The following is a 24,597-nucleotide window of genomic DNA, read 5'->3' on the forward strand; positions in this document are numbered from 1 at the left end:
TGCTGCCCACCTGCGGCTGCGCTGGTGATGGTGTCGTGCAGCTTTGTCAGCACACGGTGCGCGGACGTGCTGCCATCACCCCGTTGGCCGTAGCTGTTATTCCCCATGCCCCAAAGTTGGTGGTGATGGGTGATGAAAAGGCTGTGCATATCGCCAGCGGAAATCAGCTTAACTGGCATGGCAGACCTCATTGCATCATTGCTTTGCTGGCCAAATAGCATCAACGCAACGCGCTTGCCCTCGCTGCAGTGTGACGCTTTCCACCAGTTGCGCGCTTTGGCCGCAAAAGGCAGGTGGGTAATAGCCCGCTGTTTCAAGGCGGTAGGTGCCGCCGCTGCGCACGATGCGCATCTGCGAGTCGTAATCTTCACCTTCCCATTCAACGTGGGTCACGTCTTTGTCTTGGCGGACTACGGCATTATCGTCAAAGCCTGCGGATGCGCTGCAGCTGAGCTTGCTGGGCATTACGGTAAGCAGGTCAAATTTGCGAATGCTACCGTCAATATTGGGGACGATCCATAACCGTACATAGCCTTGCGGGCTTTCCTGTTTGCACTCGATCGACTCAGGTACTAGCCCATACATGGGGTCATCTGTTTCTTCGGCGTCTAAGGTTTCCTCTAAACGGAAACTGCCATTGGCATCTGTCACCACCAGCGCGCCATCTTTGAACGCAACCTGCGCTGTGTCTTCATCGCCGCTGGAATACGGTAGCCGCGTGATGGAAATGCCACCATCACCGAGATTGCCAATCACCAGCGAACCGCCGCGTTCTTGCGCGAGATTGATCACGAAGATGTGGCCATCGCACACTTGTGCTGCTTTCAAAATATCGTCCTGATCGACAACGACGGCATCAAGTAGTGCTTGGCCCTGATCGAATTCAATTTGCCCAGAACGGGTATGCGCGCCTAGGCGAACATTAAAGTGCATTTGGTAGGGAACAAAAGGCTCGCTATTTGTGCCTTCTTCATCGTCATTTGAGGCTCGCGCGTAATTGTCGCTGAAGGTGAATTCGCGCTCGCCCTTCATCGACCAGTCGTGTAATGAAAGACAGGTACCGGCGCCAAAGAGCGATAGCGTGCTGGCAGAGGGCGCTGCCTGCACAGGTGCGGCGGTTGCTGCGGCTGCGGGTGGCGGTTCAGGCTTGCAGCCACCAAACGCTACGATTGCGAGCAGACATAGGAATAGGCGAAATGGAGTGCGCATGGAATATCCTGCGATGGATATTCACCTATACGCGGGCGTGTGCATATTCCGGACATGACGCTTCGCGGGCCCGCAGTTAGCGCGGGCTTTGCGAGAGGCGGTAGATCATGAGCGCTGCGCGTTTGGCTTGGCGCGGAAGTGCGGTAAGGTCGATGTATTCACCCGCTTCGTGGCTATTGCCACCGGAGGCACCCAGCCCAATCAGCCCATCCACGTCGGTGGCGACAAATGAAATATCGCCCGCACCGCGGCGTAAGGGATCAATCTCGCCCATCTCTGCAAGGCCAAGATCGCGGTTGATGCCGTTGAGCTGCGCCAATAGGGCGCGGTTGCCGGCGGTGGGGGCCATGGGCGGGTAGTGTTCTTCAATCAAAATTTCGGCAGAGGTGCGTGGCAGGTGACGCGCCACAATCTCTTGCATCTTGGTTTTAACGCGTGTGGTTTGCTCGGGCGTGAGCGTGCGGAAGTCGCCACGCGCAATGGCAATAGGCGGCACGATATTGTCTTTGCCGCTGGATTGAATGCGCGAGCGGCTAGCGTCTAGCGTGGCCTGTTCGCCACCACCCAACAGCCCGACATTAAACGTGAGGTTGGGTTCGGGCAGTTCATTGCGAAAGGTGTTCAAAATACGCGCCAGTTCAAACGCCGCGCCATCGCCCATTGCTTCGGAAAAAATACCGGAGCTATGCCCGGTTTCGCCGTGCACGGTGAGTGTCCACACGTTCGACGAACGCCGTGCCACTGCGCCCATTTCGCGGCCGTCCTGATGGGAGAGATTTTCAAAATCGAGCGCAGCATCGGCGCGTTTACCCGCGGCAATCAGGTCGGCACGGGCCAGTGCAACGGGCGTGCCTACTTCTTCTTCATCACCAGTGAGCACGACTTCAATATCCGCATCACGCAGTGCGCCCGCATCGTGCAGGGCGCGCAGCGCCGCAAGAATCACAACAACACCGCCCTTGTCATCGCCCACGCCGGGGCCATAAGCGCGGTTTCCTTCAATACGGAATTCGGTAAATGGATTATCCGGCTCAAAGACCGTATCTAAGTGGCCAATCAGCAGGACGCGCTTGCCCTGCCCGTTACCCTTGTGTGTGGCGATGAGGTGCCCCGCGCGGCCAGTGGCCTGCATCGGCTTCCATTCCACCTTAAACCCAAGGGCTTCAAACTCGGGGCGCAACATATCGGCCACCGCTTTAACGCCTGCAAGGTTGAATGTGCCGCTGTTTTGTTCCACCAGCTTCTGCAGCAAGGCCACTTGAGTGTGTTGCCCGGCATCCACGCCTGCGCTAATGCGTTGTTCAATCGGGCTGATGCCCGCATGAGCCGTCAGTGTGAGCAATAAAGAGCAGGCAAGGATGGTGAGTTTGGGCATGAGCGTATGTTGAAGCCAGAAAACAGCACCATAGCGAAATGTGGATGGGGCAGAAAGGGCCATTCGTATGGTTAGAATCAACAAGTAAACGGGAACCAGGAACGCAGGGATGGGGAAAGTGTTGTGGATGCTGGGGCGGGCTTTACTATGGGGCTGTCTGCTGATGGCCTTGCCTGCTAGTGCGGAGCGCCCTGCGCTCGCATTATCAGAGGCCCCCGTTCTACGCCACTATGGTGTGGCAGATGGTGTACCGCAGGTAACCGTTAATGGGTTGTTGCGCACACAAGATGGGTTTCTTTGGGTGAGCACCTTCGGCGGCTTGGCCCGTTTTGATGGACAGACATTTCGCGTGCTTCGCTCGGATGAAGTCGGGCCCGTTAGTCGACGCATTACCGCGCTGCATGAGGACGCATTGCATCAACTTTGGGTAGGAACCGAGGACGCGGGGCTGGGTGTGTATCGCGAAGGAACATTTCGCACACTGGATATTTGCGAAAAGCGCTGCATCGTGTTTCGGCTGTTCTCGCCGAATGCGCGCGAAGTCTGGGCGATGACTGCAAAGGGCGTTTTTCGTATTGATGCGAAAACATTTCGAACAATCGGCTCGATCCCTATCAATGGGCAATACTCTTTGAGTGCGCGCGTTGCAGGCCAGACTTTATTGGGTGGATTGTCGGGCCTGCAGCAATGGGATAACGGTGCGCTCAAACCATTGGCATTGCCCGATGGACGGCGGCGGGTACACGCGATGGTGGCGCAAGAAGGCATTGTTTGGATGTTGTTGGATGGCGCCTTTTTGTATCGCTACACCGCTAGCAATAGGCAGTGGGAGGCGATTAAAACGCTGCAGGAACGCGAGACACATCTGCTAGAAGATGGCGCTGGGCGCGTGTATCTCGCCGATGCGCGTAATGGCACACGCAGGCTCTTAAACGATGGGCGCGAAGAAACTGTGCCGGGCGCAGAAAAACTCTATGCCATAAGCCTGTTGGTCGATTCGGAAGAAACGCTTTGGATCGGCACGCCGAACGATGGTTTATGGGCCGTGCGCCCCGCGCGCGTAGGCGTACTGCGCTCCGCCGTCGAGCCCGCTGCACCTGGGCGGGTACTTGCCGCAGATGGGCGCGGTGGCATTTGGTTGGCGATGTCTTGCATTTCGCTCTGGCATTTAGATGCCGCAGGTACGCAAACCGAATGGCCGGTCGCTGCGGCGCTAGGTGATGGTTGCATTCATAGCTTGCTGTACGAAAAAGAATCGAATGCCTTATGGATTGGTACGTCGGGTGGCGTGCTGGCGCGCTTGCAGCAAGGGCGCGTGGAGCGTGTTGCGGTTTGGCCGCAGGCGGGGCAGGTGGGTGTTTGGAAGGAGGGTAGCGCGTACTGGGTGGCGAATGCGCAGTTCGTCGGGCGTATGCACCTTGCAGCCGATGGCAGCGTGCAGCGTATCGAAAAAATCCCTGCGCTGGCCGGTATGGAAGTCAAACGCATTACTGCTGCGCGTACGGGCGGCGTGTGGGTGGCGGGGGATCGCGGTGCGTTCCGAATAGACGGCGGCAATATCGCACAGCGCTGGACGCCAGCGCAGCACAAAGGCTTGCGTTTTCTCCGCGCACTCTATGAAGACACGGCTGGCGTGCTGTGGCTTGGTAGCTATGGCAATGGTCTATTTCGAATTGAGCACGGAGACGTGCAGCAATTCACCGAGGCCAATGGGCTGGTGGACGATACCGTTTCCTGCATCTTGCCGGATGATCGCGGGCCACTATGGTTGGCCGGTAATCGCGGGATCAACGTGTTGATGGATCGGCACATTGGCGCAGCAGGCCCTGTGATGCGCAGCCTGACTGAAAAAGACGGCTTGATCACGTCCGAGTTCAACGGCAGCACGGTGCCGCCTTGCGTCGATGACGGTCGCAGCCATCTCTGGTTTGCCATGATGACGGGGTTTGCGCGTGTGTCGCCGATGCAGCTGGATTGGAGCCGAGGGCGCGTGCCTACGGCCTATATTGAGCAAGCCAGTGCGGCGGGGCCGCTTCTGCACCTTTCAGGGTGGAATGAATTGTCAGCCAATACCAATATGCTTTCGGTCCGTTACGGCGCAATTTTTCTTCTAGGGTTAGATCAGGTGCGCTTTCGTTACCGCATTGTGGGGGCGGTGGAGCGCTCCAACGATTGGGTCAATGTCGGGGTCAATCGCAGCGTATTATTCTCGGAACTTCCTTGGGGGTACTTCACCTTTGAAGTGCAGGCGCGCGAACTGGGAGGTGCATGGTCACCCTCGGCCCAATTACAGTTATATCGCCCACAGCCTTGGTATAAGCACCAGTGGGCGTGGTGGGCATTAAGCCTTGCCTGTTTGGTGGCGCTATTGCTGATGCGTGCGCACGAAGAAGACGCTGATGCGGAATTACTCTCGCGCCTGCGTAAGCCAGAATCAGGCCAAGGGCATTGACGCAGGCGCTGCCTGCAAAGGCAGCTGCACAAGAAAGCGCGTGCCTTCTCCAAGTGTACTTGCAACGGCAATTTGCCCGTTTGCATCGGTCATGATGCGGTTCACCATGGCAAGGCCAATCCCCGTGCCACCATGCGTCGGCTTAGTGGTGAAGAAGGGTTCAAAAATTTGCTGAGCCACCTCCGCCGACATGCCGCAACCCGTATCGTGAATTTGCAGCTGCACCTCATTTTCAGTGAGGCGCGTTTCAATACGGAAGACGCCCTCGTGCGCAATCGCATCTCCAGCATTTTTTGCCAGATTCAAAATACTGGCCTCAAACTCGGCGGGGTCGATGTTGACCCAAGCAGGCTGCGCGCAGAGCACCATACGAATATCAATACGTTCACCCAGCATATGGGCCAGCATGGGCTGTAGTTCATTGAGAAGGGTGTTGATATCCACCACTTCACGCGCGGGTGATGTGGCGCGCGCCAGTGTCATGAGTTTCCCCGTAAGTTGTTTGCCACGGCGGGTGGCAACGGTAATGCCGCGCATGCGTTCTTGCAAATGCTCGGCATCATTGCGTTCGGTGGCATAGCCCAAAATTACGCTAAGCAGGTTGTTGAAGTCGTGGGCCACGTTTCCGGCCAATTTACCCAGTGCATCCATGCGCTGCGAATGCACAAGCTGCGCCTGCGAGTGTTCCTTATGTTGAATTTCTTTTTCTAACTGGCGGCAGAGTAAGGCGAGGTCTTGGCTGCGGCGACGGTTGGCGTCTAATTGCACAAGCAAACGGTCTAATACCAGCGCCATGATGAGCCCTTCCATAGAGGGCTGCAGCAAACTGGCGAACGCTGTTTTGAGCGTGATCTCATGTTGCTGATCGACCCAAGTACCAAGCAGCAAGATGCCGAAACAGATAAACGCGCTGACCCAAAGCCCGCGACGGCCAAGCAAAAGCGCCGAAAAAAGCAGTGGCACAATACCCAGCAGAACGCTTTGCTGCGCAGCCAGCCCGTAGTAATAGTGGCTAAGCGCAAGCAGGCTTAAGCCGGTGGCGACGAATGCAATGGCGAGCTGGCGAGACAGTGGCATAGCGGAAGTATCGCGCGCCTGCCCGCGCTGTGCAGCAGCGAGGGGTGCGCCAAGAGTCTGTGCGAAAGACGGGCGGCGGAAGGCAGAGCATAAACGGCAAAGGAAAAGAGTGACTTTTGTCATAGAATGGAGCGGTGAATCACTCTGTCTCGGGTTGGCATGCCTTTAGATAGCAATGGACTGTTCGTCTTAGTGGTGGAAGATGACGATGAACTGCGTGAACGGATTCTCGTCCCCGGCCTGCTGCGGCAAGGGTTTGATGCGGTTGGCGTGAATAGCGCGCTGGGCCTGTATCGAGCGCTGAGCTTGCGGTCTTGCGGCCTGTTTGTGGTAGATATTGGGCTGCCCGATGAAAGCGGGTTTGAGGTGGTGCGTCACTTGCGGAAGCTGGGTGATGTGGGCGTGGTCATGCTCACCGGGCGGTCTGACCCGGGCGATCAAATTCGCGGATTGGAAGAAGGTGCCGACGCCTATTTGGCCAAGCCCGTGGACGTGGCCGTTTTAGCCGCCACCCTGCGCAGCGTGGCGCGCCGCCTTGTGCCTGAAGTTGCGCCCGTAGCTGCAGCGCCTACCGCCGTCATTCAAACCGAGCGCTGGCAATTAACCCAGCAAGGCTGGCTGCTGGTCTCTCCGTCAGGGGAAAGCATCAAACTGTCGGCCAACGAACGCCTGTTGCTCACGGTTGTGATGGACGCGGCGGGTGTCACCGTGGAAAAAGAACGCATCTTGCAGCAGCTCTGCGGCGCAGAGCACGACTTCGACCCGCACCGCCTAGAAATGCTGGTGCACCGGCTGCGGCGCAAAGTGCAAACCGTTACCGGAGACGAGCTGCCGCTACTCACCGTGCGCGGGACGGGATATTTGTTTTTGGCGTAATTTAAATCGCGTATTCATGTAAATCACCGTTACTCACTAAATATTGCATCTTTTGTGAATAAACCGTGATTGATTCCGCATTTATCAAAATTTTATACTGTCAGCCAATCTTAAAAGTGTGATGTGCGTGGGAACTAGGGGCGCGGGGTTGAAAACGGAAATCTCAAAAAGATGGGTGGCCAGCGCTGCCTGTCGTTCCGTGCTGCTTGCGCTGCTGTTTGTTTCTGGTGCTGTGGTTGCAAAGCAGCCGGTGGTTAAGCCAAGCGCCGATCGTGCCAACCTGCCGATGCGCAAGGCTGGGCTTTGGGAAGTGACGATTCAAGGACATGCGGCACCGGGCGCGCGCGGTGTGCGGCAGTCGGCGCAAACAGTTTTGCAATGTACAGATGCCAAAGCCGAACGGGTGATGCTGCTTTCTATCTTGCCCACGCAGGAGAATTGCGGCGCTTTCAATGTGGCGAGCAGCAAGAAGGGCAGCTATGACATCGCTGGGGCATGCAAAGTGCATGACCAGCGCGTGGTGTTGAATATGCAGTTGCGGGGCGATTTAAACGCGATGTATGGCGGGACATACAGCGCGGAATACCCGGGTGCTGCAATGGCCAAGGTAGGGCCAGTTGGGTTTCAGGGGCGCTGGCTGGGGGCGTGTAAGCCGGGGCAACGCCCGGGCGACATGGTGCTGCCGAACGGTGCCAAAGTGAATGTGGTTGATGACGTCGAGCGTGCCGAAGGGCACGCCCATTAAGGATATGTCCATGAAGGTTTCTTTCTCGTCTACGGTTGGTGCAAGCTGGGGTACGCGCATTGCGCAGGCTCTGCGAGGCTTGCACACGGCTATTCGTGGCCACTTTGGTGTTGCTGCCGCTGCGGCGTTGTTGCTGGCCGCGCCAATGGCGCAGGCACAGGTCCAGAACGGCGGGTTTGAAACCGGGGATTTCTCCAGTTGGACGTTGCGCGATTACAACCGCAGCAACTCGACGATCCCGGTCACGAGCAGTTCGCAGCTGGGGCTGACCGCGACGGGCACGGTCTCGAACGGCGGCAATGGCGCCGGCTTCCGCAGCGCGGTGCTGACCACCCCGGGGACGGCGGCCAATACCGGTGGCGTGGTGACGTATCCGTTCTCCGGGAGCGCGTCGGCGCTGATCGGTGGCAATGGCGGCCTCAAGGGCGCCTCGATCGAACAGGTGGCCACCATGGCCCTGTCCGACGTCGATCCGGTGGATGGCAAGGTGCATATCCGCTTCGCGATGGCGCCTGTGCTGAACAACCCGGGCCATCCGGCGAACCAGCAGCCCTTTTTCTATGTCGAGGTGATCAACCAGACCAAGGGCAACAGCACGCTCTTCAATACCTTCAACTATTCGAACCAGCCGGGCATTCCCTGGCAGAGCGTCGGTAGCTACCAGTTCACCAATTGGCAGGGGTTCGATATTTCCCCCGGCAATGGCTTGCTGGACGTGGGCGATCAGGTCTTGCTGAAGATCTACGTCTCCAACTGCGCCCAGGGTGCAGCGGCCCATACTGGGCAAGTCTACGTTGACGTGTTCGGCTCCAAGATGCCGGGTCTGAGTGTCTATGCCACCGGGCCGGCGATCACCAAGCCCAGCGAACAGGTCACCTACACCTACAACTACATCAACAACAGTGGCGTGCTCGCCATCGATACGTGGGTGCGCCTGGCTGCGCCGATTACCGAGGACGGGCTGCACCTCACCTTCGTGCCGGGCTCTTATCCCGCAAGCTGTACTGGGGTTCATGCGGGTACCTCGCCGCGTGCGGATTACATCGATTGCCCTGTGGGTAACCTGAACGATGGCGACGGCGGCAATTTCCAGGTCAGCTTCACGGTTCCGGCCGGTGCAGCCACCACGTCACCCAATAACGTCGTCAACAATGGCGACTATGACATTCGTGCGAACACGGTCAGCCCATTCATTGGGCCACTGGTTAAGACCATCATTCTGCCAAGCGCCACGCCGACGGTGGATCTGGGTATTACCGTCAGCAACGGTGGCGTGCCGTCCTATGCGGTGGGTGGGGCCGTTACTTACACGGTAACCGTTACCAATAACGGCCCAATCGACGTGACAGGGGCCAGTATCACACAAACACTGAGCGGTGTAAGTGGAACAGCGGCGTGGGTCTGTGCGCCTGCCGGTGGCAGCAGTGCGACCTGTGGGGCAGCCAGCGGCGCGGGAGCCATTGCCACAACAGGTAATCTGCCCGTGGGGCAAAGCTTGATCTACACCGTTACGGGGATCGCTGCCACGGCAGCCGGTACGAACGTAGTGACCGTGGTCAATGTTGCGCCACCGGTAGGTACATCGGACAACGTCGCCTCGAACAATACCGATGGCTTGAGCACGCCGGTCAGTGCGGAACAGCACACTTTGACGGTCAATACCACCGGCGCGGGCACCGGGCGCGTCAATGCGGTTCCCACCAGTTTGGCCTGTGCCTCGCCCGGCGGAGCGCCTTGCAACAGCCAGCTTCTCGGCAAGGACCAAGAGGCCTATCTGACGGCGGTGGCCGATCCGGGTTCGATCTTCAAAAACTGGACTGGCGACTGCACCACCATCACCGGCAACCAGTGCTATGTGAAGATGGGTACGGTCGATCTTTCCGTCACGGCGGTGTTCGCCAAGGTGTGGACGGTGACGCCTTCCATCGTGGGCGGCACCATTACTCCCAATACACCGCAGATCGTGGAAGACGGTCAGGGCGCCAGCTTCACCATCACCCCCGGTACGCCGGGCCAGGTGCCGGTGATCACCACGCCCGGCGGCGCGAACACCTGCCCAGGCACGCTGACAGGTCCCGTTGGCGGCAACTACACCTACAGCGTCAGCCCAGTCACCGCAGACTGTGCGTTTAACGTCACTTTTGCTACGCCTGCACCGAAGCTTGAAATTACCAAAAGTGGCCCTGCAACGGCTCATCAAGGTATCGCTTACGATTACACCCTAACCGTGACCAATAGCGGGACGGCGGTAACGAGTGCTCCTGCCACGGTGACCGATACGCTGGCGGCTGCATTAATTGTGAACAGTGCCTCTAGCGGCTGCGTTATCGCCGCGCAGTTGGTGACCTGTACTGTACCTGCCGGTTTGTCGCATGTAGCGCCTGCAAACACGGCAACGTTCACGATCAATGTCACGCCAAACCCTGCCGAGGTGGCTGGGCCGGTGGTTAACAGGGCCTCGATCAGCGGCGGTGGTGATCCGCTGTGCCCAGCCGGTACGCCTTGCGACAGTAACCCTGTCACAACGACGGTGCAGGCCTTGAGCATTGATCCCGTAAATGATTCGGCACAAACACCGTATGGCACGCCGGTTACAACAATAGTCGGTGCCAACGACACTGCCACCAATGGTACGGTTGGCGCTATTACCAGCAAGACCGATGGCAGCAATGGCACGGTAACCTGCACAGGTACCGGTGCGGCGGCGTCTTGCACCTATACGCCTAATACGGGCTTTACCGGTACGGACTCTTACACCTATACCATTTGCCTTGAAGCGCCTTATGCGTCGATCTGCAAGACCGCAACGGTTGATGTAGTCGTTGGGCCGAATGCAGTCAACGACAGCACCAGTACGGTGCAAAACACCCCTGTAACCGACACGGTGGTGACAAACGATACCTATCCTGCTGGGTCCACGTTCGGTGCGGTGACTACGCCCCCGGGTGGATCGGTCGTCGTCAATCCGGATGGCAGCTATACGTTTACACCTGATACCGGTTTCACCGGGACGACCACATTCGACTATCAGGTGTGCTTGCCCGCGCCCAACGGATCTGTGTGCGATGTCGCCACGGTCACCGTGACGGTGGCTGCGCCGCCGAGCATTTCGGTGGTGAAGTCCGTGCTGGCAGGCGGGCCGTACAGCGTCGGCAACATCATTAACTACAGCTTCTTGGTGACCAATACCGGTGGCGTGCAGCTCACAGGCGTCGTTGTGAATGATGCGTTGTTAGACGCCCCAGCGGTGTGTGTGGCCACCACGCTGGCTCCAGGCGCAAGCACCACCTGCACAGGTGGCCATACAGTCACCGCAGCAGAGGTGGCCGCAGGTTATGTGCACAACAGCGCCACGGCCAGCGGCACCCCGCCGACTATTCCTGGCAATCCTGCGCCCGGCCCGGTAACCAGCACGCCGAGCACAACGGATACTGCAACCACGCAAAACCCGGCGATGACGATGGTGAAGTCAGTAACATCCACCGGCCCGTATGCGGCAGGTGATGTGATTGCCTACGCCTTCCTCGTGACCAATACGGGGAATACCAACCTGAGCGGTATTGCGATTACCGACGCTCTGCTGGATGCTCCAGCCGTGTGTCCTGTGACCACGCTGGCGCCGGGTGCTAACACTACCTGTACGGGTAACCATACGGTGACCGCCGCAGACGTGGCTGCAGGTTATGTGCACAACAGCGCCACGGCCAGCGGTAACCCTCCGACTGTGCCGGGTAACCCGCCGCCAGCAGCGATCACCACGCCGCCGAGCACGGTGGATACGCCGACAGTACAAAACCCGGCGATGACGTTGGTGAAATCGGTGACCTCGGCCGGCCCGTATGCGGCAGGCAACGTGATTGCTTATGCCTTCCTCGTAACTAATACGGGGAATACCAACCTGAGCGGTATTGCGATCACCGACGCGCTGCTGGATGCCCCAGCGGTGTGCCCGGTCACCACGCTGGCTCCGGGTGCAAGCACCACCTGCACCGGTGGCCATACAGTCACCGCCGCAGAGGTGGCCGCAGGTTATGTGCAAAATACGGCCACTGCATCGGGCACACCGCCGACCGTGCCGGGTAATCCGCCGCCTGCACCGATCACTACGCCACCGAGCACGGTTATTACTCCGAGCGCGCAAAACCCACAGATGACCATAGTGAAGTCAGTCACTTCAACTGGGCCGTATGTGATGGGTGATGTGATCAGCTATGCCTTCCTTGTAACCAATACGGGTGATGTGACGCTGACCAGCGTTGCAGTAAACGACGCTCTGCTGAATGCCCCAGCGGTGTGCCCGGTCACCACGCTGGCTCCGGGTGCAAGCACCACCTGTACCGGCAGCCACACCGTAACCGCGGCAGAGGTGGCGGTAGGTTATGTGCATAACAGCGCCACTGCTACCGGCACTCCGCCGACCGTACCGGGTGGTCCTGCACCGACACCGATCACCACGCCGCCGAGCAGTGTGGATACAGCCACCGTGCAGAACCCTGCGATGACGGTGGTGAAGTCGGTGACCTCGTCCGGCCCGTATGCGGCAGGTGATGTGATTGCCTACGCCTTCTTTGTGACCAATGCGGGTAACGTCATCCTGAGTGGGATCGTGGTCAATGACGCCCTCCTTGATGCTCCTGCGACCTGCCCGGCCACCACGCTGGCTCCGGGTGCAAGTACCACCTGTACCGGTCAGCACACCGTGACTGCGGCAGACGTGGCCGTAGGCTTTGTGCATAACAGCGCCACTGCAACCGGTAATCCGCCGACTGTCCCGGGCAACCCACCGCCCGCGCCGATCACCACACCACCGAGCAGCGTGGACACAGCCACCGTGCAGAACCCTGCGATGGCGGTGGTGAAGTCGGTGACCTCGACCGGCCCGTATGCGGCGGGCGATGTGATTGACTATGCCTTCCTTGTGAGCAACACGGGTAACGTCACTCTAAGTGGGATCGTGGTCAACGATGTCCTGTTGGATGCCCCAGCGGTGTGCCCGGTCTCCACGTTGGCGCCGGGTGCAAGCACCACCTGCACTGGTAGCCATACCGTGACTGCGGCTGACGTTGCGGCGGGCTATGTGCATAACAGCGCCACTGCTACCGGCACTCCGCCGACCGTGCCGGGCAACCCGCCATCCGCACCGATCACCACGCCGCCGAGCACGGTGGATACACCGACGGCTCAAAATTCGGCAATGACCCTAGTGAAGTCGGTCACATCCTCCGGCCCGTATGCGGCAGGCGATGTGATTACCTATGCCTTCCTTGTCACCAACACGGGTAACGTCACCCTAAGCGGGATTGTGGTCAATGACGCCTTGCTGGACGCTGCGGCCGTGTGTCCGGCGACCACGCTGGCTCCGGGGGCAAGCACCACCTGCACCGGTAGCCACACCGTAACTGCGGCAGACGTTGCGGCGGGCTATGTGCATAACAGCGCAACGGCTAGCGGCACGCCGCCAGCCGTTCCGGGCAATCCGCCGCCCGCGCCGATCACCACGCCGCCAAGCACGGTGGACACGGCAACGGTGCAGAACTCCGCAATGACGATGGTGAAATCGGTGACCTCGACCGGCCCGTATGCGGCAGGTGATGTGATTGTCTACGCCTTCCTTGTGACCAATACGGGGAACACCAACCTGAGCGGTATTACGATCACCGACGCGCTGCTGGATGCCCCAGCGGTGTGCCCGGTAGCCACGCTGGTCCCGGGTGCTAGCACCACCTGCACCGGCAATTACACCGTAACTGCGGCAGACGTTGCGGCGGGCTATGTGCATAACAGCGCAACGGCCAGTGGCACACCGCCAACCGTGCCGGGTAACCCGCCACCTGCGCCGATCACCACGCCGCCGAGCACGGTGGACACGGCAACGGTGCAGACCCCCGCAATGACGGTTGCGAAGTCTGTGACTTCAGTAGGGCCGTACACGGCCGGCAGCATCATTACCTATGCGTTCCTTGTCACCAACACGGGTAACGTCACCCTGAGCGGGATCGTGGTCAATGACGCCCTGCTGGATGCCTCAGCAGTGTGCCCTGTGACCACACTGGCCCCAGGCGCAAGCACTACTTGCACCGGTAGCCATACCGTGACCGCGACTGATGTGGAAGCGGGCAATGTACACAACGTGGCAACCGCAACGGGTACGCCGCCGACAGTGCCGGGTGGCTCGACACCTGATCCGGTGACGAGTGATCCGAGCGAAGTGGATACCGCGATTGCGCAGCATCCGTCGATCTCGGCAGTGAAAACCGCAACACTAACCGTGGATAACGCTACCCCGGGTGCGGCCAATATCGGTGACGTGATTACTTACGCCATCGTGGTGACCAATACGGGTGATGTGACGCTGAATAACTTGAGTGTTGCTGACACGATGGATGGCTATCCCACCACTTCGCTGACCTGTGCCCCGCTGAGCTTGGCGCCTGGTGCAAGTGCGGTATGTGATAGCTATACGCATACGGTCACGGTGGCAGATGCAAATCGCCCGAGTGGGAACCTGAATAACCGTGTCGATGCAACGGCTTGGACGGTTGCGGGCGGTGGCAGCGGCGGTGTGTCGTTCAGTGTGGCCGCAATGGGGAATGCTGTTGTTCTGGTGGAACCCGATCCGGTACAGATCCGTCTGGTGAAGACGGCCACCCCAAGCAAAGTGAAGGTGGGTGATCTGGTGCGTTACACCTTGACGTTGCAAAACACAGGCACGACGCCTTTGGTCAATGGTCGCGTCATGGATACACCGCCTGCTGGTTTCACCTATGTGGCCGGTTCGCTGGCGGTCAACGACCAAGACGGTGTTGGGCAGCTACTGAGCACCTACCCGCTGAGCGTCAGTCAGGTCGACGTGCAGGCAGGTCAAAGCGCAACGATCACCTATCTGCTGCGCGTGGGTGCTGGCGTTCGCGCTGGTGTTCATACCAACAGTGCGTTGATCAATGATGACGGCGGCGAGCGCGTCTCGAACGTGGCCACTGCTGATGTCGAGTTGACCGCTGATGCGCTGCTAGACGAATCGTTGATCGTCGGTACGGTGTTTGATGACCGCGATAGTGATGGTTGGCAAGACAGCGCTGCGCTGAGCAAGGTGCAGGTGCAAGGCGGCTTCTCGCCAAGTGCCTATGTTGCAGGCTCGACGACGGTGGACCGTGGTCAAGGTGCGCAGCCGGAAGCGGATGCAAGTGCGCCGATGCTGCATGGAATTGCAGTGGGTGCTCTACATGGACGTGATTCGGATGCGGATCTTGCAAGCAACCATCGCGTGGTGATCAGTCAAACCTTGAGTGCATTGGATTTCACCGATGACTTCGTACTGACCAGTGCTGAAGGCGTTACGTTGCGCATGGATGCGGACGGCAAGACAACGCTCTCTGCCGAAGGCAAGGCGGCCAAGGGGCTGACCTCTGCCATACCGGCCGTGACCCGCAAGATCAGCCAGGTAGCCAACGGCTATCAGGTGGATTTCATCATCGAAAACCAAGGTGTCGATGAGCGCGGTATCCCGGGCGTGCGTATTGCAACAGTGGAAGGTCTGCTGGTTGAAACCGACCAGTACGGCCGCTACCACTTAACCGGTATCGACGGCGGACGCTGGGAGCGCGGGCGCAACTTCATCATGAAGGTGGACCCCGCCACGCTGCCACCGGGTACGAGCTTCACTACGGAAAATCCGAAGCTGCGCCGCGTGACCCCTGGCCTACCGGTACGCTTCGACTTTGGCGTGAAGTTGCCCAATGGCGTCATCGAAGGCGGTAAGCACGATGTTGAAATGGAGCTGGGTGAAGTGTTGTTTGCGCCTGAAAGTGCGGTGCTGCGTGACGCCTATCTGCCGGTGATCGACAAGATGGCCGAACAGGTGCGCGCCAACGGTGCGGGCGAGGTGGTGATTTCGGCGAACGGTGCTACCCAAGCACTGGCGATGGATCGTGCCAAGGCCGTGCGTGAGGCACTGGTGGCCAAGCTGGATAACGACCTAGCGAAAGCCACAACGGTGACGCTGCGCGCCGATCTTGCCGACCCCAGCAGTACGCTGGTGCGCTTGGGTGAATCACCGGTGCTTGGAACGATCTTGTTCGATACCGACAAGTCCACCATCAAGCCTGAGTTTGTAGCCGTGATCGATAAGATCGCCGCCGACATCGAAGCCCTTGGTGGTGGTGTTGTGGGGGTCACCGGACATGCAGATCGCCGTGGTTCCGACGCGTACAACCTCAAACTTGGTCTGCGCCGTGCAAAGGCGGTGTATGAGGCCATTGCCGCCAAGCTCAGCCCAGAAACCAAGGCCAAGCTGCGGGTAGAAATCAACGATGATCCATCGGCCTCGGTCGGCCTGAAGAGCCGCTGAGGAGAAGGCCAATGAAGATGAAGATGAAACTTCTAGACTGTGCCCTGATGGGCATCCTCGCTACGCTGGCCTCGCAAGGGGCCCTAGCGCAGGAGCAGCAGGCAGAACAAGAGAAAGACGCAGGCAGTGTCTCGTGCGCGGAAGCTAGCTGTGCAGATGCCAATGGCGCGGTCTTGATGCAGGTGCGCACACGCGGCAAGCGTGTACCTGCAACGGCGAATGCGGCTGAAACCACCGAGGCGCTGCAGCCAGATCGACGCGTCACGGTTGAAACCGAGCAGGGCGGCAAGGCTGTTGCACTTGGTAAGTGGTCGGTGCAGCTGCCTAATGGCGGCGTGATTTGGGCCACTGAAGACCCCAACTTAGGACAGCCACAGCTCGACGTGTCGGCAAGCTCGGTTGCTGCGTTTGATGGCAGCCGTATCGTTCGTCCGGTGCAGTTTTATAGCTACAACAACTACAGCGCGTTTATTCAGCGCGCTGAGGTGCTGGTGTTCAAAGCCAGCGACGCCGATCTTGTTACGCCATTAGCCAAAATTCCGCTAGATGTCGCGGCGGTTTCAAATGCGGAATGGGACGGCACGCTACCGGCTGACTTCAAAGCAAAAGCAGGCGATGAGCTGATCTACATCGTGCGCGCATATGGTGAAAACGGCGCGTTCGATGAAACCATGCCGCGTAAAATTCAACTGGTACTGCCAGACGAAGCCGATCGTGCTGGGCAAATGCTGCGTAATTCCACCGAACGTAAACTTGGGGAGAGCCTGAGTACGGGTGAAGCTGAGTCGCGTAGCTTGGTTGAAGGTGTCTTCGGCAACAGCAGTCTGCGCATTCAGAATATCCCGATTTATGGTTCCAAGATCCGCCTGCAAGGGCGCAACCTGCCGGATAACTCCAGCGTCAAGATCAACGGCCGTAGCTTCCCGCTTGATATGGAGCGCAAGCTGGTTGCCGAGTTCTTAGAACCAGTCGGCCAACATCAATTCAATATCGAAGTGAGCGGGGCGGGCATTGCAACGCCGATCAAGCGCACGATTGATGTCGATGTCACCGGTAAATATATGTTTGCCGTTGCGCTGGCGGATTTGACGTTGTCGAACGGGAGTGTTTCCGGTTCGATCGAACCGCTGGCGGGCGATGAGCATTTCGATAAAGACCTTACTGCCGATGGGCGTCTGGCCTTTTATTTGAAGGGCAAGATCAAAGGCAAGTATCTGGTTACCGCGCAGGCGGATACCCGTGAACGCGAGGTTGAAGACCTGTTCAAAGGCTTCTGGAAAGCCGACCCGCAGGACATCTTCCGCCGCCTAGACCCGGACCAGTACTACCCAGTATATGGTGATGACTCCAATACCTACCGCGATGTAGACACGATGGGGCGTCTGTATGTGCGCGTGGACTGGGATAAGAGCCAAGCGCTGTGGGGGAACTTTAATACCGGTATTACCGGCACTGAGTATGGCCAGTATTCGCGCTCGCTGTATGGTGGCGCGCTCAGCTGGCGTAGCCGTGCCAGTACCGCGCAAGGCGACGCGCGCAGTGAATTGAAGCTGTTTGGTTCAGAAGCGCAAACCGCACCTGGGCACAGCGAATTCCTCGGTACTGGTGGTAGCCTGTATTATCTGAAGCACACCGACGTGTTGCCGGGTTCCGAGCGTGTGGTGTTGGAAGTGCGTGACCCTACAACGGGCCGCACAGAAGCGCGTGTTGAGCTACTCGACGGCGCGGATTACCAGATCGATGATATGCAGGGGCGCATTATTCTGACGCGGCCGCTGTCGTTGATCACGCGTGAGAACATGCCCACGTTGACCCGCGATACACCACTCGATGGTCTGCTGCAGGTCTTGTTGGTGGATTACGAATACGTGCCGCAGGGTTTTAATGCGGATGAAGTCACCGCTGGGTTCCGTGGCAAGCAATGGTTTGGCGACCACTTTGCGATTGGCGGTACCTATGTGGATGAAAACCGTGCGGGCGACGACTACACGCTGGCGGGTGTGGATATCACCTTGCAAGCCGGTCGCGGGACTTATTTGAAATTAGAGCAAAGCCATACCGAGGCGACGTCTGCGCCGGTATTCTTCTCCAACAACGGCGGTCTCACCTTCACCCAAATCAACCCGGTGCTTGGGGCGCGTAAAGGCGACGCTCGCGCCGTTGAAGCACGGGCGAACTTCAAAGAACTTGGTTGGACCGAGTTGGATTGGACGGCGGGCGCATGGTGGCGGCAGGTGGATGCCGGTTACTCGATCTCGCGTTTTGACCTTGGCCAAAACATTGAAGAAGTGGGGGCCGAGGTCAGTGGCCAGTTCACACCGAACGTCAGTCTCTACAGCCGCTTCTCGCGCGCCGATCGTGGGCTAGAACGCCTTGAGCAAGGGCAGGTGACGGTTGAGTGGCATATCACCGATTTCGACAACCTAAGCGCTGAGCTGCGGCAGGTAGATGAGCGGCGCTTTAGCGGTAACGCAACGGGCCTGCTGGCGGCATTGCAGTACAAGCACCGCTTTGGCTCAGCGTTAGAGCTTTATGGCACCGCGCAAAAAACGCTGGATAACGATAGCGGCAACTACGCCGACAACGACGCGATCACGCTGGGTGCGAAATACTTGTTTGGTGATCTATCCAGCGTCAATGCCGAAGTGACCCACGGCGACCGTGGCGATGCGGCCTTGATCGGTGCGGAGTACAAGCTCAACCCAACACATTCGCTGTATACCAATTACGCACACAGTACGGATCGCAGCCCGTATGACCCGCTGTTCAATAATCGACGTGATAACGGTTGGACGGTGGGGCAGCGCTGGCGTTTGTCTAACCAGGTCAATCTGTATAGCGAAAGCCAGTGGTTGAAGGCACCGAATCAGTCGGGCTTGGCACACACCTTCGGCATGGATTTCTATCCGGCGCTAGGGTGGAATGTGGGCTTTAGCCTGCAGAAAGCCGACCTCGATACCACCGTAGGCAATGTCGATCGTCGTGCGGTGAGCGTTAATGGTGGGCGTACGTCAAACGCAACGCAGTGGCAGAGCAAGGTGGAATATCGCCGCGACACGGGCGCAGAACAGCGCACGCAGTGGGTAACCACCAATACTCTGACGCATAAGCTGAGCGAGAGCTTTCGCATTGCGGCGCGGTTGAATTATTCACGCACCGAAGATGATTTACTCGCAGCGGCGGGAGCGAAGTTTACCGAGAGCAACTTTGGTTTTGCTTGGCGCCCGTGGAATAGTGAGCGTGTTGCGCTGTTTGGGCGCTATACCTATCTGTATGACGTCTCCGCGCTGCCGCAGGTGGGGATCACCGTGGCGAACTACGATCAGCGCAGCCAAGTGCTATCGCTTGAAGGCGTGTACAAGGCCGATTCACGTTGGGAGTACGCGGGCAAGCTGGCGCGGCGCACGGGTGAAGTGCGCATGGGGCGCTTAACTGGCGCTTGGGCTGACTCCACCGCAAACTTCGCCGCAGGTCAGCTGCGTTACGATGTGGGCGGGCAGTGGCATGCACTAGGTGAGCTGCGTTGGCTGGGTGTGAGCCAGGGCGGCGACCGTTCGGGCGTGCTGGTGGGTTTAGATCGCGATATCGGACGCAATTTCCGCATCGGTGTGGGCTATAACTTCACCGACTTCAGTGACAATCTGACCAATTTCGATTACGACCACCGCGGTTTCTTCTTGAATATCACGGGGCGTTATTGATCCGTACCTAACGCTGAGTGTTCTACGAAAAGGCCACCGTGAAGGTGGCTTTTTCGTGACCGGTTTGGATCTAGATGGGGGACGTCGTCTCTAGCGGATAGTGTCATCGAGAGGGATGACACCATCGAGCTTGCAGACAATCCGGTTGGTTGGATGATGCAATACGCGGATCACCGTGCTGTTGCCAAACCTGCCAAGTGCCTCCTTGGGCACTTCTGTATCAACCGGAACTTTGGTGTGCCCGCCAGAGGGGACGGAGTTGTCGATCAGCACCCATAGCCGCACGGGCACCATATCGGTGGCCGTGGGCGGCCCCAGCGCCTGCACGGACTTCACCACGGCTCTAGCTGAGACCCATGGGCGAGATGTGTCGTTGGCGTCGCGTTTGCGTATTCTGCTGCCATACCACATCAGTAGGCCGATTCCGGCGAATGTTGCGAAGAAAAGTAGCAGGCCGATAGGGATTGGAAAGTTCATCATGCCACCTCGGAGCGGGTATCTAAATGCTTGATGGTTGCTTGGTATTACGTCAGGTTGGGCAAAAACTGGACAGGGAAACGCGGGGAGGCCACGTGTCTGGGGCTTGGAAGTTCCAGATTTGCCCTCATCTTTAATCCAGTTCTCGATCTTCTGAGGTTTCGCTATGCGTATGGATAAATTGACTTCGCGCTTTCAAGAAGCTTTAAGCGATGCGCAGTCGCTGGCCGTGGGGCGTGATCATAATTTGATTGAACCGGCCCATCTGCTGCTGGCGCTGATCGACCAGCGTGGCGGTGGTAGCCGTCCGTTGTTGGCGCAGGCGGGGATCAATGTACCAACGCTGCGTGAGCGGTTGATCGAGCAACTCGACAAACTTCCTAAAGTGTCCGGGCAAGCAGGCAATGTGCAAATGGGTAACGACCTTGCACGCATGCTCAATGTCACCGATAAACTTGCGCAGCAGCGCGGTGATGCCTATATCGCGAGCGAACTTTTTCTACTGGCGGCGTTGGAAGATAGTGGCGCTCTTGGCAAGGCTCTGAAGGCCGCAGGTGGTGACACGCAGCGGCTGGAAGCCGCCGTTGAAAAATTGCGTGGGGGTGAAAAAGTGACCGATGAAAACGCAGAGGAAGCGCGGCAGGCGCTGGAAAAGTACACGATCGACCTGACGGCACGTGCCGAAAACGGCAAGCTTGACCCGGTGGTAGGGCGCGATGAAGAAATCCGCCGCACCGTACAGGTTCTGCAGCGGCGCACCAAAAATAATCCGGTGTTAATCGGTGAGCCTGGCGTGGGTAAAACCGCTATTGCCGAAGGGCTGGCGCAGCGCATCGTGAATAACGAGGTGCCAGAAGGCCTGCGCGGCAAGCGCTTGCTCAGTCTCGATATGGGCGCGCTGATTGCGGGCGCAAAGTTTCGTGGTGAGTTTGAAGAACGCCTCAAAGCGGTGCTGAATGATCTGGCTAAAAATGAAGGCCAAATTATTTTGTTTATCGACGAACTGCACACCATGGTGGGTGCGGGCAAGGCCGAAGGCGCGATGGATGCAGGCAATATGCTCAAACCTGCGCTGGCGCGCGGCGAGCTGCATTGTATTGGCGCGACCACGCTGGACGAATACCGCAAGTACATTGAAAAAGACGCGGCGCTAGAACGGCGCTTTCAAAAAGTCTTTGTTGGTGAGCCTTCGGTGGAAGACACTATCGCTATCTTGCGTGGCCTGAAAGAGCGCTATGCGCTGCATCACGGCGTGGAGATCACCGACCCTGCGATTGTGGCAGCGGCGACGCTGTCGAACCGCTATATCGCCGACCGCCAACTGCCGGATAAAGCCATCGATCTGATGGACGAAGCCGCGTCACGCATCCGCATGGAAATTGATTCCAAGCCGGAAGAGATGGATCGGAAAGAACGCCGTCTTATCCAGCTAAAAATTCAGCGCGAAGCATTGAAGAAAGAAAAAGATGCCGAGTCCAAGCAGCGTCTTGCCGATTTAGAAAGCGAAATCACGGAACTTGAGCGCGACTACAGCGATTTGGAAGAAATCTGGAAGGCCGAAAAAGCCACGCTGCAGGGTGCAACTAAAGTAAAAGAGCAAATCGAGGTTGCTCGTTTGGAGCTGGAGGCCGCACAGCGCAAGCAGGATTACGCCAAAATGAGCGAGATCCAATACGGGCGTATTCCCGCACTAGAGAAACAGCTGCAGGCCGCGCAAGAGGCTGAAACCAAAGGCTTTACGTTGTTGCAGGATAAAGTAACCGCCGAAGAAATTGCGCAAGTGGTGGCGCGTTGGACCGGTATTCCGGTGAGTAAGATGCTGGAAGGCGAGCGCGAAAAATTGCTGCAAATGGAAGACCAGCTGCACACCCGTGTGGTGGGGCAGGAAGAGGCAATTAAAGTCGTAAGTGATGCGGTGCGTCGTTCGCGCGCGGGGCTAAGTGACCCGAACCGCCCCAGTGGCTCGTTCCTGTTTTTAGGCCCTACCGGCGTGGGTAAAACGGAGTTGTGCAAAGCACTGGCTGAATTTCTATTCGACTCTGCCGACGCCATGGTGCGTATCGACATGAGCGAGTTTATGGAGAAGCACGCGGTGAGCCGTATGATCGGTGCGCCTCCGGGCTATGTGGGTTATGAAGAAGGCGGTTATCTCACCGAGGCCGTGCGCCGTCGTCCGTACAGTGTGATCTTGCTGGACGAGGTGGAGAAAGCACATCCCGACGTGTTCAATATCCTGCTGCAAGTGCTCGACGATGGCCGACTCACCGATGGCCAAGGTCGCACAGTAGATTTTCGCAATACCGTGATCGTGATGACCTCCAATCTCGGCAGCCATCAAATTCAAGAGCTGGCCGGAGATGATTCGCCGGAAGCCTATCTACAAATGAAGGCGGCCGTGATGGGCGTAGTGCAGGTGCATTTCCGCCCTGAGTTCATCAATCGCTTGGATGATCTAGTGGTGTTTCATCCACTCAATCAAGCGCAGATTAAGCAAATTGCGCGCATCCAGTTGCGCAGCTTAGAAAAGCGTTTGGCCGAACGTGGCATTCGCATTGAACTCTCGGACGCCGCGTTTGATCTACTGGGTAGTGCGGGCTTTGATCCGGTGTATGGCGCGCGCCCGCTCAAACGCGCGATCCAACAGCAGGTGGAAAACCCACTGGCGTCCAAAATTTTGGCAGGTGCGTTTTCCAGCGGTGATGTGGTGAAGGTGGATGCAGACGGTGGCAAGCTGGTGTTTGCCACATGATGCGCGTCTTTTCACACACCTGCTCAAATACCGAAATCGTTATTGGTATGTGACCCGCGTTCGCCCAAAGTGTTGGTGGAATGGTGGCCGAAGCCGGTAATTGTACCGGCGCGGCAGTCGTGGGTGACCGATATGATTCAGCGCGCCGGTGGCGAAAATCCGTTGCTTAAACCGCGTCCAGTGCTTGGTCGATATCGGCGATTAAGTCGTCGATATGCTCAATGCCAACGCATAGACGCACCAGATCTTTAGTGACGCCAGCGGTTTTGAGTTCTTCATCATCCAGCTGACGGTGGGTGGTTGAGGCTGGGTGGCAGGCCAGCGATTTGGCATCGCCGATATTCACCAAACGCTTCACCACTTGCAGCTTGTCCATAAAGCGCGCGCAGGCGGCTACATCGCCTTTAATGCCAAAGGTAAATAGTGATGAGGGAATGCCACCGTCCATATACTTCTGACTGAGCGCGTGCTCGCTGTCGCCTTCCAGCCCACCAAAATGCACCCAGCCAACCTTCGGATGGTGTTTGAGGTGTTTCGCCAATGCCAAGGCATTTTGGCAGTGCCGCTCCATGCGCAGGGCTAATGTTTCCACCCCCTGCAAAATAAGGAACGCGTTGAACGGTGACAGTGCGCCGCCGGTGTTGCGCAGTGCCACGGTGCGTGCACGCGCAATGTAAGCTGCAGGGCCGAAGGCTTCGGTATACACCACACCATGATAGGCCGGTTCAGGCGTATAGAATTGCTTGAAGCGTGGGTTGCCCTGCCATTGGAATTTTCCGGAATCCACAATAATGCCGCCAATGGAATTGCCGTGGCCGCCAAGGTATTTGGTCATTGCGTGCACGATGATGTCGGCGCCGTGTTCGATCGGGCGGCATAGGATCGGCGTAGGTGCGGTGTTGTCCACCACCAGAGGCAGGCCGTGATCGTGCGCCACCTTGGCCAAGGCGGCAATGTCCACCACATTACCCGCTGGGTTGCCGACGGATTCGCAGTAGATCGCGCGGGTGTTTTCATCAATCGCGGCCGCAAACGCGGCAGGGTCACGGCCATCCACTAGGCGCGCTTCCACGCCTTGAGCTTTCAGCGTGTGTTTGAAGAATGTGTAGGTGCCGCCGTACACCTGACTGGTGGCTACGATGTTGTCGCCCGCTTCCACCAAGGTTTGAATGGCCGCTGTAATCGCCGCCATACCAGACGCAAACGCCAGCGCCGCTACGCCGCCTTCGAGCTGGGCGATACGCTGTTCTAGTACGTCGGTGGTGGGGTTCATGATGCGCGTGTAGATATTGCCCGGCACCTTTAGGTCAAACAGATCCGCGCCGTGCTGGGTGTCGTCAAAGGTGAAGCTGGTGGTTTGATAAATTGGTACAACGACGGAGCGGGTGGTGGGATCGCTGGTAAAGCCGCCGTGGATGGCAATAGTTTCGCGTTTCATGGGTAAAGCTCCTAGCCAACTCTTGGCAATGTAACGTGGAATAAGCGAAGGATATGTGTCGGTGGACGTGCTTTATGGCTATATCCATATGCACGGATGCCGTTTGTGTCTCTAGGTTTGCGGGTAACCGATCTTTGCGTAGCCGAGTTTC

General features: G+C 58.1%; 11 protein-coding genes. 6 read left to right on the plus strand and 5 right to left on the minus strand.

What is annotated here, in order from left to right; translation table 11 throughout:
- Positions 1-195: 195 nt before the first annotated feature.
- Positions 196-1,209 carry a hypothetical protein gene (locus KUL77_RS10620; protein WP_297146818.1) on the minus strand — a complete coding sequence of 338 codons (1,014 nt, stop codon included), beginning with the start codon at positions 1,207-1,209 and terminating at the stop codon, positions 196-198.
- Positions 1,210-1,285: 76 nt separating this feature from the next.
- Positions 1,286-2,584, minus strand: coding sequence for a M20/M25/M40 family metallo-hydrolase (locus KUL77_RS10625; RefSeq protein WP_297146819.1), 1,299 nt, complete (start codon positions 2,582-2,584; stop codon positions 1,286-1,288).
- Positions 2,585-2,693: 109 nt separating this feature from the next.
- On the opposite strand from KUL77_RS10625, the gene KUL77_RS10630 reads away from it, so the two are divergent.
- Positions 2,694-5,036 (plus strand): triple tyrosine motif-containing protein, encoded by a 2,343-nt coding sequence (locus KUL77_RS10630; protein WP_297146822.1) that lies wholly within the window; start codon positions 2,694-2,696, stop codon positions 5,034-5,036.
- Here the strand turns inward: KUL77_RS10630 and KUL77_RS10635 are convergent.
- Positions 5,019-6,113: an ATP-binding protein gene (locus KUL77_RS10635; RefSeq protein WP_297146824.1), complete on the minus strand. Its 1,095-nt coding sequence runs from the start codon at positions 6,111-6,113 to the stop codon at positions 5,019-5,021. The genes KUL77_RS10630 and KUL77_RS10635 overlap by 18 nt on opposite strands.
- Positions 6,114-6,272: 159 nt before the next feature.
- Between KUL77_RS10635 and KUL77_RS10640 the strand changes: the two genes are divergently transcribed.
- The 4 genes from KUL77_RS10640 to KUL77_RS10655 all read left to right on the plus strand — a co-directional run bounded on the left by KUL77_RS10640 (position 6,273) and on the right by KUL77_RS10655 (position 19,782).
- Positions 6,273-6,989, plus strand: a complete 717-nt coding sequence (locus KUL77_RS10640; RefSeq protein ID WP_297146826.1) for a response regulator transcription factor — start codon at positions 6,273-6,275, stop codon at positions 6,987-6,989.
- A gap of 175 nt (positions 6,990-7,164) precedes the next feature.
- Positions 7,165-7,734: a DUF3617 family protein gene (locus tag KUL77_RS10645; RefSeq protein ID WP_297146829.1), complete on the plus strand. Its 570-nt coding sequence runs from the start codon at positions 7,165-7,167 to the stop codon at positions 7,732-7,734.
- A gap of 10 nt (positions 7,735-7,744) precedes the next feature.
- Positions 7,745-16,081 carry an Ig-like domain-containing protein gene (locus KUL77_RS10650; RefSeq protein ID WP_297146831.1) on the plus strand — a complete coding sequence of 2,779 codons (8,337 nt, stop codon included), beginning with the start codon at positions 7,745-7,747 and terminating at the stop codon, positions 16,079-16,081.
- Between the two features lie 23 nt (positions 16,082-16,104).
- Positions 16,105-19,782 carry a hypothetical protein gene (locus KUL77_RS10655; protein ID WP_297146833.1) on the plus strand — a complete coding sequence of 1,226 codons (3,678 nt, stop codon included), beginning with the start codon at positions 16,105-16,107 and terminating at the stop codon, positions 19,780-19,782.
- Positions 19,783-19,872: 90 nt separating this feature from the next.
- On the opposite strand, the gene KUL77_RS10660 is transcribed toward KUL77_RS10655, so the two are convergent.
- Positions 19,873-20,262, minus strand: a complete 390-nt coding sequence (locus KUL77_RS10660) for a hypothetical protein (protein ID WP_297146836.1) — start codon at positions 20,260-20,262, stop codon at positions 19,873-19,875.
- A gap of 163 nt (positions 20,263-20,425) precedes the next feature.
- On the opposite strand from KUL77_RS10660, the gene clpB reads away from it, so the two are divergent.
- On the plus strand, positions 20,426-23,008 hold the full coding sequence (clpB, locus tag KUL77_RS10665) for an ATP-dependent chaperone ClpB (RefSeq protein WP_297146839.1): 2,583 nt from the start codon (positions 20,426-20,428) through the stop codon (positions 23,006-23,008).
- A 166-nt stretch (positions 23,009-23,174) separates the two neighbouring features.
- Here clpB and KUL77_RS10670 read toward each other — a convergent pair whose 3' ends face one another.
- The gene (locus KUL77_RS10670) at positions 23,175-24,446 is read right to left on the minus strand and encodes an O-acetylhomoserine aminocarboxypropyltransferase/cysteine synthase family protein (RefSeq protein ID WP_297146842.1); all 1,272 of its coding nucleotides are present in this window, start codon (positions 24,444-24,446) and stop codon (positions 23,175-23,177) included.
- Positions 24,447-24,597 lie beyond the last annotated feature (151 nt).

The organism is Thermomonas sp., assembly GCF_019104945.1.
Lineage (GTDB): Bacteria > Pseudomonadota > Gammaproteobacteria > Xanthomonadales > Xanthomonadaceae > Thermomonas.